This window comes from Amycolatopsis alba DSM 44262 (assembly GCF_000384215.1).
In the GTDB taxonomy this organism is placed as follows: Bacteria; Actinomycetota; Actinomycetes; order Mycobacteriales; family Pseudonocardiaceae; genus Amycolatopsis; species Amycolatopsis alba.
On sequence record NZ_KB913032.1, the window covers coordinates 899,045 to 914,219 of the forward strand.

The 15,175-nt window shown below is 67.6% G+C and carries 12 protein-coding genes; 8 read left to right on the top strand and 4 right to left on the bottom strand.

Going from position 1 to position 15,175, the window contains the following annotated elements:
- Positions 1 to 10 precede the first annotated feature (10 nt).
- From AMYAL_RS0103985 to AMYAL_RS0103995, 3 genes are all read right to left on the bottom strand, one after another.
- The gene (locus AMYAL_RS0103985) at positions 11 to 1,252 is read right to left on the bottom strand and encodes an ATP-grasp domain-containing protein (RefSeq protein WP_026466722.1); all 1,242 of its coding nucleotides are present in this window, start codon (positions 1,250 to 1,252) and stop codon (positions 11 to 13) included.
- A gap of 407 nt (positions 1,253 to 1,659) precedes the next feature.
- Positions 1,660 to 2,484 carry an SAM-dependent methyltransferase gene (locus AMYAL_RS0103990; RefSeq protein ID WP_020630018.1) on the bottom strand — a complete coding sequence of 275 codons (825 nt, stop codon included), beginning with the start codon at positions 2,482 to 2,484 and terminating at the stop codon, positions 1,660 to 1,662.
- A 52-nt stretch (positions 2,485 to 2,536) separates the two neighbouring features.
- Positions 2,537 to 4,270 (bottom strand): cation:proton antiporter, encoded by a 1,734-nt coding sequence (locus AMYAL_RS0103995; protein ID WP_020630019.1) that lies wholly within the window; start codon positions 4,268 to 4,270, stop codon positions 2,537 to 2,539.
- A gap of 288 nt (positions 4,271 to 4,558) precedes the next feature.
- Here AMYAL_RS0103995 and AMYAL_RS0104000 point away from each other — a divergent pair, with 288 nt between their 5' ends.
- The 3 genes from AMYAL_RS0104000 (at position 4,559) to AMYAL_RS0104010 (ending at position 6,469) form a co-directional block, all read left to right on the top strand.
- Positions 4,559 to 5,506: a hypothetical protein gene (locus tag AMYAL_RS0104000; protein WP_245192783.1), complete on the top strand. Its 948-nt coding sequence runs from the start codon at positions 4,559 to 4,561 to the stop codon at positions 5,504 to 5,506.
- A gap of 101 nt (positions 5,507 to 5,607) precedes the next feature.
- Positions 5,608 to 5,952, top strand: a complete 345-nt coding sequence (locus AMYAL_RS0104005) for a hypothetical protein (protein ID WP_143267668.1) — start codon at positions 5,608 to 5,610, stop codon at positions 5,950 to 5,952.
- A gap of 118 nt (positions 5,953 to 6,070) precedes the next feature.
- Positions 6,071 to 6,469 (top strand): hypothetical protein, encoded by a 399-nt coding sequence (locus tag AMYAL_RS0104010; protein ID WP_020630022.1) that lies wholly within the window; start codon positions 6,071 to 6,073, stop codon positions 6,467 to 6,469.
- A 79-nt stretch (positions 6,470 to 6,548) separates the two neighbouring features.
- Here the strand turns inward: AMYAL_RS0104010 and AMYAL_RS47730 are convergent, their stop codons facing one another.
- On the bottom strand, positions 6,549 to 8,978 hold the full coding sequence (locus tag AMYAL_RS47730; protein WP_051137503.1) for a WD40 repeat domain-containing serine/threonine protein kinase: 2,430 nt from the start codon (positions 8,976 to 8,978) through the stop codon (positions 6,549 to 6,551).
- A 108-nt stretch (positions 8,979 to 9,086) separates the two neighbouring features.
- On the opposite strand from AMYAL_RS47730, the gene AMYAL_RS0104020 reads away from it, so the two are divergent.
- The 5 genes from AMYAL_RS0104020 (at position 9,087) to AMYAL_RS0104040 (ending at position 15,171) form a co-directional block, all read left to right on the top strand.
- Positions 9,087 to 9,668 (top strand): hypothetical protein, encoded by a 582-nt coding sequence (locus AMYAL_RS0104020; RefSeq protein ID WP_020630023.1) that lies wholly within the window; start codon positions 9,087 to 9,089, stop codon positions 9,666 to 9,668.
- A 308-nt stretch (positions 9,669 to 9,976) separates the two neighbouring features.
- Positions 9,977 to 11,554, top strand: a complete 1,578-nt coding sequence (locus AMYAL_RS47735; RefSeq protein WP_020630024.1) for a S8 family peptidase — start codon at positions 9,977 to 9,979, stop codon at positions 11,552 to 11,554.
- Positions 11,551 to 12,150 carry an RNA polymerase sigma factor gene (locus AMYAL_RS0104030; RefSeq protein ID WP_020630025.1) on the top strand — a complete coding sequence of 200 codons (600 nt, stop codon included), beginning with the start codon at positions 11,551 to 11,553 and terminating at the stop codon, positions 12,148 to 12,150. The genes AMYAL_RS47735 and AMYAL_RS0104030 overlap by 4 nt, the downstream gene beginning before the upstream one ends.
- A complete protein-coding gene (locus AMYAL_RS0104035; protein WP_020630026.1) occupies positions 12,150 to 12,629 on the top strand; it encodes a hypothetical protein in 480 nt (159 codons plus the stop codon). The genes AMYAL_RS0104030 and AMYAL_RS0104035 overlap by 1 nt, the downstream gene beginning before the upstream one ends.
- A 13-nt stretch (positions 12,630 to 12,642) precedes the next feature.
- A complete protein-coding gene (locus AMYAL_RS0104040; protein WP_020630027.1) occupies positions 12,643 to 15,171 on the top strand; it encodes a CHAT domain-containing protein in 2,529 nt (842 codons plus the stop codon).
- Positions 15,172 to 15,175 lie beyond the last annotated feature (4 nt).

The following is a 15,175-nucleotide window of genomic DNA, read 5'->3' on the forward strand; positions in this document are numbered from 1 at the left end:
GGGCTGCCCCTCAGACGTAGAAGTCGAACTCTTCCTGTTGCTTCAGCAGGTCGCGCATCCGGTAGGAATCATCACCGAAGAAGTACAGCAGCCCCCAGTGGGTACCGAACGCGGTCCGTTTGGTGACGGTCTCCTCCAGCGGCGCCGAAAGATCATGTGACTCGTAGTAGTCGTGATCCTCGGTTTCCGACGGAATCCGCAGCTCGCTGACCACCCGGCGGCGCGGGTACACCCCGAAGCAGCCCGCGACCCCGGTGGCGTCGTCGACCTCCTTCGGGAAGAACGCGTCGATCTCCTCCTCGGTCGTCTTCGGATCGAAGGCCAGCGCCAGTCCCTGGTAGGCGTTGAACCCGTAGGCCCGTTCGAGCAGCTCGAACACCTTGAAACCCGGCGGCCGGTAGGCCACCTCACCGAAATACATCTCGCCGTCGTTGGTGACGAAGTACTCAGGGTGCACGAAACCGAACTCGATGTCGAAGGTCTTGATCAGCTTTTCGATCTGCGCGGTGATCTGCGGCCGGTACCGCTCCAGCTCCGGGGTGGCAGGCACGAACACCGAGTAGCCCAGCGTGACGTACTCGGAGATGTTCAGGAACTTGATCTTTCCCTGGTGGATCCACGCCTCGACGGCGAACTCCCAGCCGTCGAGATGCGACTCCATCAGTACCGGGAACTCCTCCTCCGGGATCGCGTCGACGTCGTCCGGCGTGCGGATGACGCGGTGCCCGAGGCAGCCCGCCTTGTCGAAGGCCTTGAGGTGGATCGGATCGTTCGGATCACCGTCCAGTTTGAGCAGCGTTTGATTGACGCGCTTGAGAAAACGGATCACGTCGTCCCGGTCGTGCGCCTCTTCGAAGATCCCGACCCGGATCCCGCCGAGTTGCGCCCGGCGCTTCATCAGCGATTTGTCCCGCAGCAGCATGGCCTGACCGAACAGGCGCGGATTGTCCAGCAGGACGGCGTTGATCGCCCCTGCCCACTCCACGGTCTCCTCGAACAGCGGGATCGCGACGTCGACGCCTTCGCGTTGCAGCGTCTCGGCGATCTCCAGCGAGCGGTCGTTGAGCCGCTCGAAATTCCATGGTAGATAAGGGATAGCGTGTTCCGCGCAGTACTTCTCGGCCCAGTCCGGCGCGACGACGACGTAGCGCCGATCGAACCGGTCGAGTGCCTCGACAGCGTTCAGGCTCCATCCCAAAAGAGCTACGTACCCTTTGTCCGGGTCTTTCGTGGCTGCTTCGGGTCGCGTCATAGACCTTTCCTCCGTGTCGGCGTCGTCAGCTCCTCACCACCTGAAGGGAAGCTATAACCAACGCTAAGCGACATCGGAGTGGTCCGCAGAACGCACGATCGATCACGAACGAGTCTAGGCATCGGTGGAACCGGCCGCCGTGCCGGAAACAGCGCGCAGGCTCGGGCAGGTGCGCCAAGGCGTGCAGCGCGTCGTCGACGACCCCGTCGGGTCGGGCGGGTCGCCCAAGGTCGGTGTCACCCCGGCGGGCCGCGCTCTGCTCGACCGGCTCTGGACCGGGTCACCTCGGCCGCCGACCTCGACGAGCACACACTGCAAGAGGCTCGCAGCACCCTGCGCCGGTCGACGCTTTCCTTGCGGGAACTCGAAAAGCGCCAGACCGACGATCGGACCGCCTGACCGTCCGGTCAGCGGGTGCGGGCCACCCCGGCCAGCCCGCGCGAACGGGCGGCCTCGTCCGTGAAGTCCCCGGCGCCGGGCTGCCATTGGGGCAGCCACACCAGACCGGGCTCGACCAGCTCCAGATCACCGAAGAACCCGGCGATCTGCTCACGTGACCGCATGATCGCGGTGTGGTTGGTCCGGCGGCCGTACTCCTCCGCCACCCGCTTGCCCGCGTTCTGGGTCTCGACGTCCTCGGGCGCGACGTGAATGTGCGACACCGCGAGGAAACTGCCCGGCGGCAGCATCGTGCGATGGAAACCGAGCGTGGCGTGCGGGTTCTGCTCGTCGGACATGAAATGCAGGAGGGCCACCAGCAGCAGCCCGACAGGCTGGGTCCGGTCGATCAGGCCGGTGTCCAGCACGCGTTCCCACAATTGGCCTTGATCGAAGAAGTCCGCGTCCAGCGCGGCGTGCCGGTTCGGGTCCGCGGTCTGTTCGAGCAGGATCTGCGCGTGCGCGCGGGCGATCGGCTCGTTGTCGATGTAGACCACCCGGCATTCACCGGGGGCCACCTCGTCGGCCACTTCGTGCACGTTGCCCTGCGTCGGCAGACCGGAGCCGATGTCCACGAACTGCCGGATCCCCTGTCCGACCATGAACCGGACCGCGCGGCCGAGGAACGCCCGGTTCGCCCTGGCGAAATCGCGGATCTCCGGCAGCACGGCGAGCTGTTTCTCGGCGAAAGCCTGATCGACGGCGTAGTTGTGCGTCCCGCCGAGCAGGTAGTCGTACACCCGTCCCACGGAGACCTTGTCCACCGCCGCACTCAACCGTGCGGCCTCGTCCATGCTCATCTCGACCTCAAGATCTTCGCAGGCGGCAAACCGGAGTACGGGTACTTTACCGGTCCGCCAGTTGCTCGAGGCGGGCCGTCTCCACGTCCAAGGAAGTCTGCGCGCGGCCCAAGGCCTCCGAGCTGTACTGGCCGCTCGACCGGGCCCGCTGGAGGCGCCCGGACTGCTCGGTGAGGACACGCAGCCTCAGCCGCAGGTACTGGAACACGCTTTCGGCATGATCGGGTGCCGGGCGGTTCGCCGATGCTTCGGCCGGGACACGGACGTCGGAGCGCACCCGGTCCAGTACCCGGTCGCTGAACGGCCCGTTTCCAGGGTCCTCCAGGGCAGGATCGTCCAACAGCGATCTGGCCGCGTCGTTCAACTCCCCCATGAGACGGACGTACTCCCGGCGCAGCTTGCCGGGGTCTTCCTCGGGCACGCGTGCCGCGCGGATGACCGCCGGGAGCGTCAATCCCTGGACCAGCAGTGTCACGGTCGCCACCACGTAGGCGATCAGGACCAGCAGTGCGCGGTCCGGGGTGTCCTGCGGGAGGGTCTGCGCCGCCGCCAGGGTGATCGCCCCGCGCATCCCCGCCCAGCCGAGCACCACCCCGCCGCGCCAGCCCAGGGTCTCGGTGAGCCGGAACTCGACGTCGGCGGCGGCGCGATCGAGCCGTTTCCGGAAATGCGCCACCCGCCGCGGCGACGCCTTGTCCAGACGTTCGGTGACGGCGGGGATGTCCTTGTCGCCCCGCAGGACCGCCTGCGTCGATTCCAGGCGTGGCTTGAATCGCGCGGCTTTCCGTTGTTCGCGGTACAGGCCGGCGACGAGCGGTCCGACGAAGACGATGCGCGCCAGAATGACGAGTACCGAAGCCGCCAGGCCGATGTAGAGCGCGTGCCAAGCGCTCGAACCGTCCTTGTGCACCTCGTCGACGAGGGTTTTGACGCTCAGCCCCATGAGCAGGAACATCCCGCTCTCCAACAGGAAGGCCACGGTGCGCCAGTTGACGGTCTCGGCGAGACGATCCGTCGCGCGCAGGTGCCGCGGTGCGAGGTGACCGGTCACCAGGCCCGCGACGACGACGGCGAGGACACCCGAGGCGCCGGACTCTTCGGCAGGCAGGAAGGCGATGAACGGGACCACGAAGGAGATGGCGGTGTTGAGCACCGCGTTGCCCAGCAGCGCGCGCACCCGGACGTTGACGTAGCCGACCAGGATCCCGATCGCCACCGCCACCACGACCGCGAAGGCGAACTCCCCCACGATGCCCCAGACGGACACGGACCCGGCGACGGCGGCGACAGCGGACCGCAGCAGCACGAGCGCGGAAGCGTCGTTGACGAGCCCTTCGCCTTCGAGGACGGTCAGCAGCCGGGGCGGCAGGCCGAGCCGCCGTCCGACGGACGTCGCCGCGACGGCGTCGGTGGGACTGATGACCGCGCCGAGCGCGAACGCGGCGGGCCAGCCGATATCCGGCACCAGCCAGTGGAACAGCCAGCCGGCGCCCAGGGTCGACCCCACCACGAGCAGGACCGCGAGCCCGGTGATCGGGCGGATGTTCCGCCGGAAGTCGACCATCGGCATGTTCACCGCCGCGGAATACAGCAGCGGCGGCAGCACCCCGGCGAGGATCAGCTCCGGTTCGACCTCCGGATGCGGGACGCCCGGCAGAAAACTCAGGCCGATGCCGACCAGCACGAGACTCAGCGGCGCGGCCAGGTTGAGCCGCTCGGAGAACGCGGCCACGAACACGATGCTGATGACGCCGAGCACGACGACGAGGGTCAGGTCCACAGGCTGTACGTGTCCTCTCGCTGCTCAACGCCGTTCATGTGTCCATTGGAGACAGGACGGCACCGGACCGCAAGTCGGCACGCGGACCGCTTGCCCAATAGGGCGTATTTTCGGGAAATCTTTACGCACTCCCGAAAGCACATCAGGAGCATTAAGTCCCTATTCGAGTACTTCGTACCGGAGTACACAGGATCAGGGGAGGGAGGCATCACTCCCTTTTCGTGGAAGAGCCCATGCCAAAGGTGAGGTGCGACCGTGCTCGAAGTCGAACTCGACATCTTCTCAGGTATGCCTAATCCGACCTGGACCCTCTCGGGGAGAGAAGAACAGGAACTCATCGAAAGAATCTCGGCCGATCCGGCCCAAGTATCGCCCGCGTTCACTCAGGACGAACAGTTCAGCCTCGGCTACCGGGGGCTCCTCGTCCGGTTGGCCAAGACGGATGACGGACCATGGAACGAACGCGCGTCCGCCTGGGGAACCACGCTCCCCAGCGAATTCCGGATCGGCAGCAGACCCGCGACCGAACCGGCCGCCGAGTGGCTCTTGCGGACCTCCGAAGCGTATCCGGACGCCGGGGTCGACGACGAGTTGCGCGAAGTCGCATCGAACGGGGTTTCCTTGATCCAGTCGTCTTTCGACGCGGTGGATCCCGCCGCGTTCGTCAGCCGCCACGCGGACGGCGCCACCGCCCTCGACCTCGAAGGCGAGGGTGCGCACGCCCCCAACGAACCGGGCGACGTGCACAGCGAGGGCGCGACATGGTGGGACTGCAATTCCAACTACTTCAACGCGAACGCGGACCTGTTCAACAAACCTGAAAACGTCGGCAGGAACAACTGTTACTGCTTCGCCAGCAACCACCTGGCGGGGGTGCGCTACGCGCTGCCGGGCAGACGAGGTGGACGGCCCGCGACCTCGATCACCTGCGGCGGCGTGACCAACGGTCTTTACGCCGACGGCTGGAAGGACGGCTGCCAGACCAACGGCCTCACCATCGTGCTGGTGATCTGGCCGAACCGCGACTACCACTTCTACCGGCTCGTCACCGACGCGCCGTACTGGTGGTGGGGCCACAAGCCGGGCGGGACCCCCGCCAAGTACACCGATGACTGCGGCCACAGTATTTACCAGTACAACGGCAAGGGATACGCTCCCAACAACTGTTGTCGGGGGAACTACACCGACTTCTGCGGATACTTCTACCAGAACAACAGCACCGCCTTAGTCGCCTAGGAGCAGCCATCGCCGTGCAGTCCGGTCTCCGGTGGATCCTCCTGGCGCTCGTCCTCTGCGCGTGCAGCACGGGGCCGACGACGTCAGGAGGGAACACCGCCGTGACAGACAACGTAGCCGTCGAGCTCGACATCTACTCGGGGGTGCCGAACCCGGCCTGGACCCTGCAGGCCGCCGAAGCCGCAGAATTCCAGCGCAAACTCAAGTCCCTGCCGCAGACTTCCGGCGGCCGGATAGACAACAACCTCGGCTATCGCGGTTTCGTCGTGCGCACCGGCCCGACGACCGCGCAGGTACAACGCGGGACCGTGAAGGTCGTCAAGGACGGCGAAACCGTTTTCCGCACCGACCCCGGACGACAACTGGAGCGATGGCTGCTGCAGTCGGGAAAACCCTTCCTCGAGACCGCGACTTTCACTCTCGCGGAACGTGAGTTCGAAAAGTGATCGTCATCCGGTCAGTGGTTCGCTGGTTCAGGTGGTTCTCGGGCAAGGGCATTCCTCGGGCGTCGTAGACGTGTGACGGTGGGGTCACTGTGCTCACCGACGATCCTTGGGAGTAGCCGTGAAGGCCGTGAGGTACGTGCTCGTTCCACTGGTGTTGGCCTTGACGGCGACCACGACAGCGATGTCCGCTTCCGCTTCGGCCGCGCGGGTCACGCTCACCAACGCGGACAACGGCCGCGCCGTATCCGTGCGCGCCGGTGAAGAGGTCCACGTGCGTCTCACGGGTACGCGGGGGCAGGGAGTGACCTGGACGTGGTCCGAACCGAAGGCCGGGTCGCCCGGCACGCTGGAGCGGATCGGGGGCAGTCTGTCCCCGAACGGGGACGCGACAGCGGTCTTTCGCGTGACCGGGCCCGGCCTGAGCGACATCACCGCCGTCCGGCGCTGCCATCCCGCTCCCGGAAGCCAGTGCCCGCAAGTCGTCCAGCCGTGGAAAGTGACCGTCGAGGTTCTGTGATGCCGCCGAACGTGTGTCCTAGTCCGTGAAGGCCTCCTTGAGGGACTCAGAGTCCCTCAAGGAGGCCTTCACGGACACCTCAGCTCGCGGGAACGTTCAACAACCGCAGCGTGCTGCCTTTCCCTCTGACGGCGAGAGTGCGGCCGTCGGGGCTGAACGTGAGGGCCGCGCCCGTGCCGCCCGTGGCGGCGCCGATCTGCTGCCCGGTGTCGATGTTCCACAGCCCCAGCGCACCTCCGACGGCGGCCAGGGTGCGGCCGTCCGGGCTGAGCGCGATCGAGGCGACCGCGTAGGGGACGGTGATGGGTCGACGCGCCTGGTTGTGGCTGGAGACGTCCCACAGCCGGACCGTCGTCGGCATGAAATCGTCGGGCGGCGAGGTCGCGGTCATGAGCAGCCGCCCGTCCGGGCTGAACTCGTATTCCTGGAGCTCGTCACCGGCGGACAAGGTGATCGGGTCGCCGATCTGCCGATGGCCGTCGACGTCCCACAAGGTCAGGTGGGTGCCCGTGGCGGGATCGATCCGGATGGTGACGGCGACCCGGCCGTCCGGGCTGAGCTTGACGCTGTGTTCGTCCGACGTGGCGCCGATTCCGCCGATCTCCCTGTCACCGGGCACATCCCAGAGACGCACGCCGAGGTCCGCGGAATCCTCGGCGGGTGTGACGGCCATGGCGCGGCCGTCCGCGCTCAGTGACACCTTCTCGACGGTGCCCTCCTTGGCCGGGTCGACGCGAAGCTGACCGGCCGCGCGGCCGGTGGCCGCTTCCCACGACTGCACGACGCAGGTCCCGTTGTCGACCTCCGTCGTGGTCAGGATGCGGCCGTCCGCGCTGAACGCCGTGTCGACGTCCCAGCTGTAGGTACCGAACGGCCCGAGGAGCCGGCCGATCTGCCGACGTCCCGCCACCTCCCACACCTGAACCGTCTGGTCGCCGTAAACGGTGGCCAAGGTGCGGCCGTCCGGGCTGAATTTGACCTTCTGCACGCTGTACGCGGTCGCGGGACCGGGCAGCTCACCGACTTGGGCGACCGTCGGCGGCGCCGGTGCCATCGGCGCAGGCCACAGTCCCCACGCCAGCAGAGCCCCGATCAGCGCCAGGGAATCGACGGTGAGAACCGCGCGGCGAGACGGCCTCCCGTATCCGGGACGATGCCGCGACCTGCCTGCCGCCCACGTCCAGCGCGCCAGCAGCAGTGCGGCGAGCAGGAAGACGCCGAGCACCACGGCCAAGGCGTCGGAGAACTCGAGCTCGACGTGCACGGGCATGCCCGGTATGCGTTCGAAATCCGCGAAAGCGACCAGCGCGGCCAGCAGGGTCGTGATGGTGACACCGGCACCGAGCAGGAACGCGGCGATACCGGCGGCCCGCCCCGAGCCCGCCCGGAAATGTCGAACCCCCTTGGCGCACAACACACCGACGAGCACGGCGTCGACGATGACCCCGGCCCTGAGGGCGATGGCGAGCTGGGTGGCGACCACGAGGGAGTCACCACCGGCGAGGCCGATGATCCCGCAGACCAGAAGCGCGGCGAACGCGGCGGCGAGCGCTGACAACGCCACCACGGTGTGCCGTCTCATCGGCAGGCGCGGGTCGATGACCGCTGTCTCACGGCGGGTCGCGGACTCCTGTGGCACGGTCTGCCGCCCGTCCAGCAGCGCCGTGGCCTGCTCGGCGGTCAGGCGCTCGGCCGGGTCTTTGTCCGTCAGGCCCCGGATGACCGGCGCCAGAGCGCCCGCCCTGACCGACTCCGGCAGGTCCTCCAGCAGAAGTGCCGCCAGGGTGGCCATCCCCGAACCCCGGTCGAACGGCGAAGCTCCTTCCACGGCGTGGTACAGGGTCACGCCCAGCGAAAACAGATCGGAGGCGGATGTCGCCCGCTCCCCCTTGGCCCGTTCCGGCGCGATGTAGGCGACCGAGCCGGCGACCATGCCCTCCGCGGTCATGGTCGCCTGTCCGGCGGCCTTCGCGATACCGAAGTCGGTGAGCATCGGTGTGCCGTCCGCGGCGAGCATGATGTTGTGCGGCTTGACGTCACGGTGGATGACGCCCGCCTCGTGACAGGCCGAGAGCGCCGACAGCATCGCCACCGCGATGCGCTGTGCCGCCGGCACGGGCACCGGCCCGCCGAGGTCGATCTCGTCGGCGAGAGACCGGCCGGGAACGTACTGCATGACCGTCCAGGGCACTCCGCGCTCGACGAGCACGTCGTGCACGGTGACGATGTTCGGATGGTCCCGCAGCCGAGCGGCGTTACGAGCCTCCGAAGTGGCGCGCTCGATCATCTCGGCGGTCACCCCGGCGCTGCTTCCCGGCGGAACCGCCACCTCTTTGACCGCGACTTCCACGCCCAGCGCGCTGTCCTCCGCCAGCCACACCCGGCCGTAGCCGCCGCGTCCCAGCTGCCTGACCAGCCGGTAACGACCGTCGGCGAGCGTCAGTCCGGGGGCGGCCTCGGTCCGCGGGACATTCGACGGCTGCATCAACTGTTCTCCGATGTCGGACAACGGGTCTTCACCCCTGAACCTAGCGCCCGAGGCAACACCGTGTCGCGGCATCGGCAGGATGCTGCCGAGAGCGATCCTCATTCCGGGCCGGTCCCCTAGAATGGAACCATGGCGGGGGATGAGCCGGACTACAAGAAGTGGGGCGTCATAGTCGGCACGATCAGTGCCGTATTCGCCATTCTCGCGGCACTCAATACGCTGATCGGGTTCAATCCGCTGCAGGATCTCGCGCCTTCCAAAACCCCCGATCCGACGGTTTCGCGGCCGCTCGCCGCGGAGACGAGCGCGCCGCGAACGACCCGGACCACCGCGGAGACGACCACTGACGAACCGGAAACGACCACCGAAGAGGCGGAGACGAGCACCACCCGGTCCACCGAGACGACACCGCCCGCCCGGCCCGCGTTCCAGGTGCGCTCCTCGCAATGGAACGGACCGTGCAACGACGTTGCGTGCTCGATGAGCGCCGTTTTCCGCAACAACGGCGGGACGGGATCCGGAACCGCGACCTTCTTCGTTCTGTGGCCGGACAAGTTCACTTATCTCGCCCAGTGTTCCGTCGTGCTGTCCCGGACAGCCGAGAATGATTTCACCACCGCCGGATGTATCGCGAGCAGCGCGCAGCTCCAGAACTATTTCCGCACGCACCGCGGCGGATCGGTGCGACTGTACGTCAAGGTCGAAAACTGACGCGGACACCCGGACTGATGCCTTTGCATCAGTTACTGCATTTAGGTGACCGGCAACCCTGCCCGAGGCGCGATATGTCACCATCGGTTGCGGGGAGGTCATAGCCATGCCGAATGAACCGGCCGCGGTGGAGATCGCGGATACCGTCGCGACGACGGTGATTCTTCGGCGAAATCAGAACGCGTATCGAGAATTTTCTGCCGTTACCGATGCGAGACGTCGCGATGTATCTGCGGCGGCTTCCGGCCTACATTGTCAGCGAGCCGCCCCGTGGACAAAGCGGCGTGACGACGGGAATGGGAGGCCACATGACGATTCGATTCGTTGACTCGAATGCGGAAGAACAGGCTGATTCGAACGAGGCCAGATCGGGCTACGATCCGGCGATTCTTCAGGAACTGCTGACACGACACGGTGCCCGGACCACCGCCGGACCGGTACTCGACACGGCGGAGAGGCGGCCAACGGCATACCGCCGGAACGCGCTGCTGATAGACGCGGACACGTGGAACGTGCAGGCGAAACAGGACGCCATCCGAACCACGCTGAAAGACGCGGGAATGGTGGCCGAAGACGCGGCGACCGAGATCGAGGGCGCGCCGATCCGGGTCACGGTGAACCCCGACGAATCCGGAAAACCCGTCGACGCCTCGAAAGCACTGGAGCAGCTGGACAAGGCCGCTCAAGACGACGCGTCCGAGCTCACCCCGGAAACCGCGGCGGAGGTCCACCCCGAGCCCCTGATCACCACCATGGCCGGTGCGCTGACGCTCGTGCCCTGGGCGATCAGTGTCGACCCGGTCGGGCAGTTCGGCCCCCAGCCCGGCGCCTACGGCAAAGTCGCGGTCAAGGTCCTGGCCGGACTGCCTCCGCGCCCCGGCCCTCGCGGCGGGCGGAGACCCGTGATCGCCGTGGTGGACACGGGCCTCGTACCGCATCCCGACTTGGACGTCTTCGAAGTGAACGGGGCCCCTTTCGAAGATCAGTTCATCACGGTCGCACCGGATATCCAGAACGCGATCTTCAGCAGCCACAGAAAGGCGCCGACCGCTTGCACGATGCGGTTCAAAGATCATGAAGAGAGGCCGTCGAACCTGCTGAACGGCACGGTCGACGAAGCGTTCGGGCATGGCACGTTCATCGCCGGGATCATCCGGCAGGCGGCACCGGCGGCACGGGTCCTCGCGATCAAGGCGGTGAACAGCGACAGGGTCGGTTACGCGGGAGACGCGCTGATCGCGCTGCACGGCATCCTGAACAGGGTCAAGGCAGCGCAGGAAAGGCCCCAGGACGAGGTGAAAAGGCTGGGGATGGTGGACATCGTCTCGTTCTCGGCAGGCTACTACGCCGACACCGATCGATGGCCCGGTACCAAGCAGCTGGTCAAGGTCATCGACGAGCTGACCGCGCGCGGCGTGCTCGTGCTGGCCGCGGCGGGCAACGACGCGACAGACCAGCGCTTCTACCCTGCCGCGCTGTCGACCAGACCCGTTGACGAGGGCTCGGGACCGCAGGTGATCGGGGTGGGCGCGCTGAACCCGGACGGGACCAAATCCCTGTTCTCGAACGAGGCCGCCTGGGTGAACTGCTGGGCGGACGGTGTCGCCGTGATCAGCACCTACCCGCCGCAGGTGAACGGGCCGTTCAACCCGCCGGGTGTGGCGAAGCTGGAGAGATGGGGCTACGACCCGGACAACTTCGCGAGCGGGTACGCGATGTGGAGCGGCACCTCGTTCGCCACCCCACTGGTCGCTTCCGCACTCGCCGAAGAACTCATGAACGTCGCCGAGGAAGACGCAGACCTCGCGCTGACGGACCTTGACAGGGAAAGCACGGTGAAGCGCGCACGCGAAGCGCTCGAGAGGGCGCGCGCGAGGTATCGATGAGCATCGCCGACACTGGACGGCCATCCTCGGGAACGCTGGATCACGAGCATCTCGCCGCGGTCTTCCTCGCCGCACGCGATGGTGACCGGTCCGCGTTCGACGAACTGATCGGCATCCTGACCCCCGTGCTGTGGCAGGTGGCCCGTGCTCAGGGGCTCGACCGGGACAGCAGCGCCGATGTCGTTCAGACCGTTTGGCTCACGTTGCTCGGTTCACTCGCGGAGGTCTGCTCGCCGGGCGCCTTGACCGCTTGGCTGGTCACGGTGACGAAGCGAGAGGCGTGGCGGGTGCGCACCGAGCACCGCGCCCACCGGCGGCTCGACGAGTCGGAGCTGCGCCAGGAGCCCGATCCGGGGCCAGGACCGGAGCAGCGCGCGCTGACCGAGGAAAGCCAGGTCCTGCTCTGGGCCGCGGTGAGCCGGTTATCGGAGAAATGCCAGTCACTGCTGCGCATCGTGGCGTTCGTGCACCGTCCGCATTACGACCAGGTCAGTGCCGCGCTCGGGATGAAACGGGGCAGTATCGGGCCGACCAGGAGCCGGTGCCTCACCGAGCTGCGGCGTCTGCTGACCACCGACCAGGGTGGGGTGCCGTGATGAACCTCCGGGAGCCGTCCGGCGGCGAACGAGTGGACGAGGTCGATTTCGCGATCCTCAGGAGAGTCAGGGAACTGTGGGAGGCCAAGGATCCGCTGCCGCCGGACCTGATCGATCGCATCCGCTTCGCCGCGGAGATCGAAAGTGCGGATATCGCGGTGCTGCGTCCGGCGGACGCCCCGGAGCACGCCGCCGCGCGGGGTGACGAGCCTGTCCGGCAGCGCACCTTCACCTGCACCTGCGACGAGCTCACGGTCATGGTGAACCTGACCTCCGCCGGGCACGGGACGGTCCGGGTCGACGGCTGGCTGACCCCGCCCGGTCGCCACCGGGTCGAGGTGCGCACTTCGACGGGTTCACTGGAGACCGAAGCCGACGCGGGTGGGCGATTCGCCGTCCAGCCCGTGCTCAGCGGCCCGGCCCAGCTGATCGTCAGCGTGTCCCCGCGCACTTTCGTCACGCCCACGATCGAGCTGTGAGGGGAGATCCGGCTTGGCTGCACCGCATCTGACGGACCGGGTACAGACCCTGCATGTCGCCGGGGTCGAAGCGACGAACAACGGGGATCCGCTGGCGGGCAGGCGCATGCTGCTCACCGCCTTGCGGCTGCTGGGCTGGCCTCAGGCGGCCGTTGGCGAACCGGCGCAGGTCGTGCGGGTGCTGAACAGTCTCGCCGGGGTCGAGGTCGTGCTCGGCAACACCGAGCACGGCTTCGAACTCCTCGACGCGGCCGACGCGATGGTCGAACAAGACGGTCGAGGACTGCTTCTGCAGCAACGCGGTCTCCTGCTGGTGCTGGTCGGCCGCCTGCCCGAAGCGCTGTATTGCCTCGACGACGCCATCCCCCTGCTTTCCGCGGCTGGCGAGGAAGTCGTGCTGGCGAGGGCGTTGCTGAATCGCGCGCTCCTGCATCAGGTCGCCGGGCGGGTCCGTCCGGCGATGGCGGATCTCGACCGGTGCACGGAAATCGCCCGGCACCACGAGTCCGAACGTGGCCTCGTCGCGAAAGCCCTGCACGGTCGCGGTCAGTGCAAGGTGCTCACCGGAGACATCCCCGGAGCGTTGCGTGACTTCGACGCGGCAGGGCGTGCCTACGAGCGTGTATCCGACGGCATGCTGGCCCCGCTCGCGGTGGACAAGGCACGGGCGCTGCTGGCTGTCGGCCTGCCGAGCGACGCCGCCGTCGAACTCGACTCCGCGTTGACCCGGTTCGCCGCGTCGCGAATGGACCAGGAACACGCCGAAGCCGAACTCACCCGCGCGTGCGCGGCGCTGGCGGCCGGTGAGCACGAGGAGGCCCGCAAATGGGCGATGCGGGCCAAGCGCCACTTTCACCGGCGCAGGAACGAGACCTGGGCCGCGATCGCCACTTTGACGGTGCTGCGCGCCGATCTCGAAACCGGCAGGGGCCTGGCGGCCGTCGCCGCGACAGGGGCCGCGCTCGACAAACGACTGCGCGTGCTCGGGCTGTACAACGACGCCGACGTCGCCTTGCTGCTGTCGGCGTCGGCGCACATCTCCCTGCACGACCACGGCACGGCCACGAGCCAGCTGACGCGGGGCGAGCGGCCCGGCGCACCGCTGATGACCCGGTTGCTGCGACGCCTGGTGCAGGCCGAACTCGGTGCCGCGCAAGGCAACCGGCGCAAGGCGTTCGCACAGGCCCAAGCCGGTTTGGCGCTCCTTCGTGGCCACCGCGGTCAATTCGGCAGCCTCGACCTGCGAACCGGTATGACCTCGCTCGGCGGGGAACTCGCAGGCATCGGCCTCGCCGCGGCGATGGAGACCGGGAACGCGCGGGTCATTCTGCGCTGGGTGGACCGATCGCGCGCGCAAGCCTTCCGGGTCCGACCCGCGCACGCGCGAGCCGACGACGGGACGCTGGACGCCGTCGCCGAACTCCGCCACCTCACGCACCAGGCCCGGATCGCGGAGCTGGCGGGCCGCGGCGACCCGGTGACCCTGCGTCGGTGTGCCGAACTGGAACGAGAAATCAAGGCCAAGGACTGGCAGACCGACGGCACCGGCGAGTTCCACCACGAGGCCACTTACGACGAGGTGCTGTCCGAGCTGTCCGACGCGGACAGTGTCATGGTCAGCTTTCTCGTGGACCGCGGCGAAATCCGGGGACTGGTCACCGGCGGCGGCTCGCACTCGTTGCTGCGCCTGGGTGACCTCGCGACGGTCTCCGAAGCACTCGCCCGCTTGCGCGGCGACCTGAACGCCTCGTGCGGGCGTGTCCTGCCGTCCGCGCTCGATCAGGTGATCCGCGCTTCGATCCAGCGGCAGCTGGCCGTGCTGGAGCAGCAGCTGGTGCGTCCCTTGCTGCCGATGCTCGGCGATCTCGACGTGGTCCTGGTACCCACCGGGATCCTGACCTCGGTCCCGTGGGGACTGTTCCCCCTGCTGCGCGGCCGTCCGGTGACGGTGACTCCGTCCCCCTCGGCCTGGCTCGCGGCCAGGCAAGCCTGGAGTCGTGAACCGGCACGCGACGGACGCGCGCTCGTGGTCGCCGGGCCCGCGCTCGACCACGCGAAGGAAGAAGCCGAACGGCTCGCGTCGATCTATCCGGACGGAATCGTTCTGCACGGCCGGGACGCCACCGTGGAAGCGACACTGAAAGCGATCGATCAATCGACCATCGCGCATTTCGCGGCGCACGGTCATCACGAGCAGGAGAACGTGCTCTTCTCCCGGCTCGACCTGGCGGACGGTCCGTTGATCGCCTACGACGTCCATCGGCTCGAATCAGTTCCGGAGCACGTCGTCCTGTCCGCTTGCGATGTCGGGCAAGCCGTCGTCCGGGCGGGCGACGAGATACTCGGGTTCACCGCCGCACTTCTTTACAGCGGCTGTAAAACGGTGGTGTCCAGTGTCGCCAGGGTCGACGACCACGCGGCCGTCGAGGTCATGGACGCCTACCATCGATCGCTGGCTCGCGGGGTCGTGGCGCCACGTGCCCTGGCGGACGCCCTTGCCGGCGAGCCGTTGATGCCTTTCGTCTGTTTCGGCAGTTCCTGAGCCG

Coding starts and splice junctions, on each gene's coding strand:
- AMYAL_RS0103985 (WP_026466722.1), bottom strand. CDS start 1,252: ATGACGCGACCCGAAGCAGCCACGAAAGACCCGGACAAAGGGTACGTA.
- AMYAL_RS0103990 (WP_020630018.1), bottom strand. CDS start 2,484: ATGGACGAGGCCGCACGGTTGAGTGCGGCGGTGGACAAGGTCTCCGTG.
- AMYAL_RS0104000 (WP_245192783.1), top strand. CDS start 4,559: ATGCCTAATCCGACCTGGACCCTCTCGGGGAGAGAAGAACAGGAACTC.
- AMYAL_RS0104020 (WP_020630023.1), top strand. CDS start 9,087: ATGGCGGGGGATGAGCCGGACTACAAGAAGTGGGGCGTCATAGTCGGC.
- AMYAL_RS47735 (WP_020630024.1), top strand. CDS start 9,977: ATGACGATTCGATTCGTTGACTCGAATGCGGAAGAACAGGCTGATTCG.
- AMYAL_RS0104030 (WP_020630025.1), top strand. CDS start 11,551: ATGAGCATCGCCGACACTGGACGGCCATCCTCGGGAACGCTGGATCAC.
- AMYAL_RS0104035 (WP_020630026.1), top strand. CDS start 12,150: ATGAACCTCCGGGAGCCGTCCGGCGGCGAACGAGTGGACGAGGTCGAT.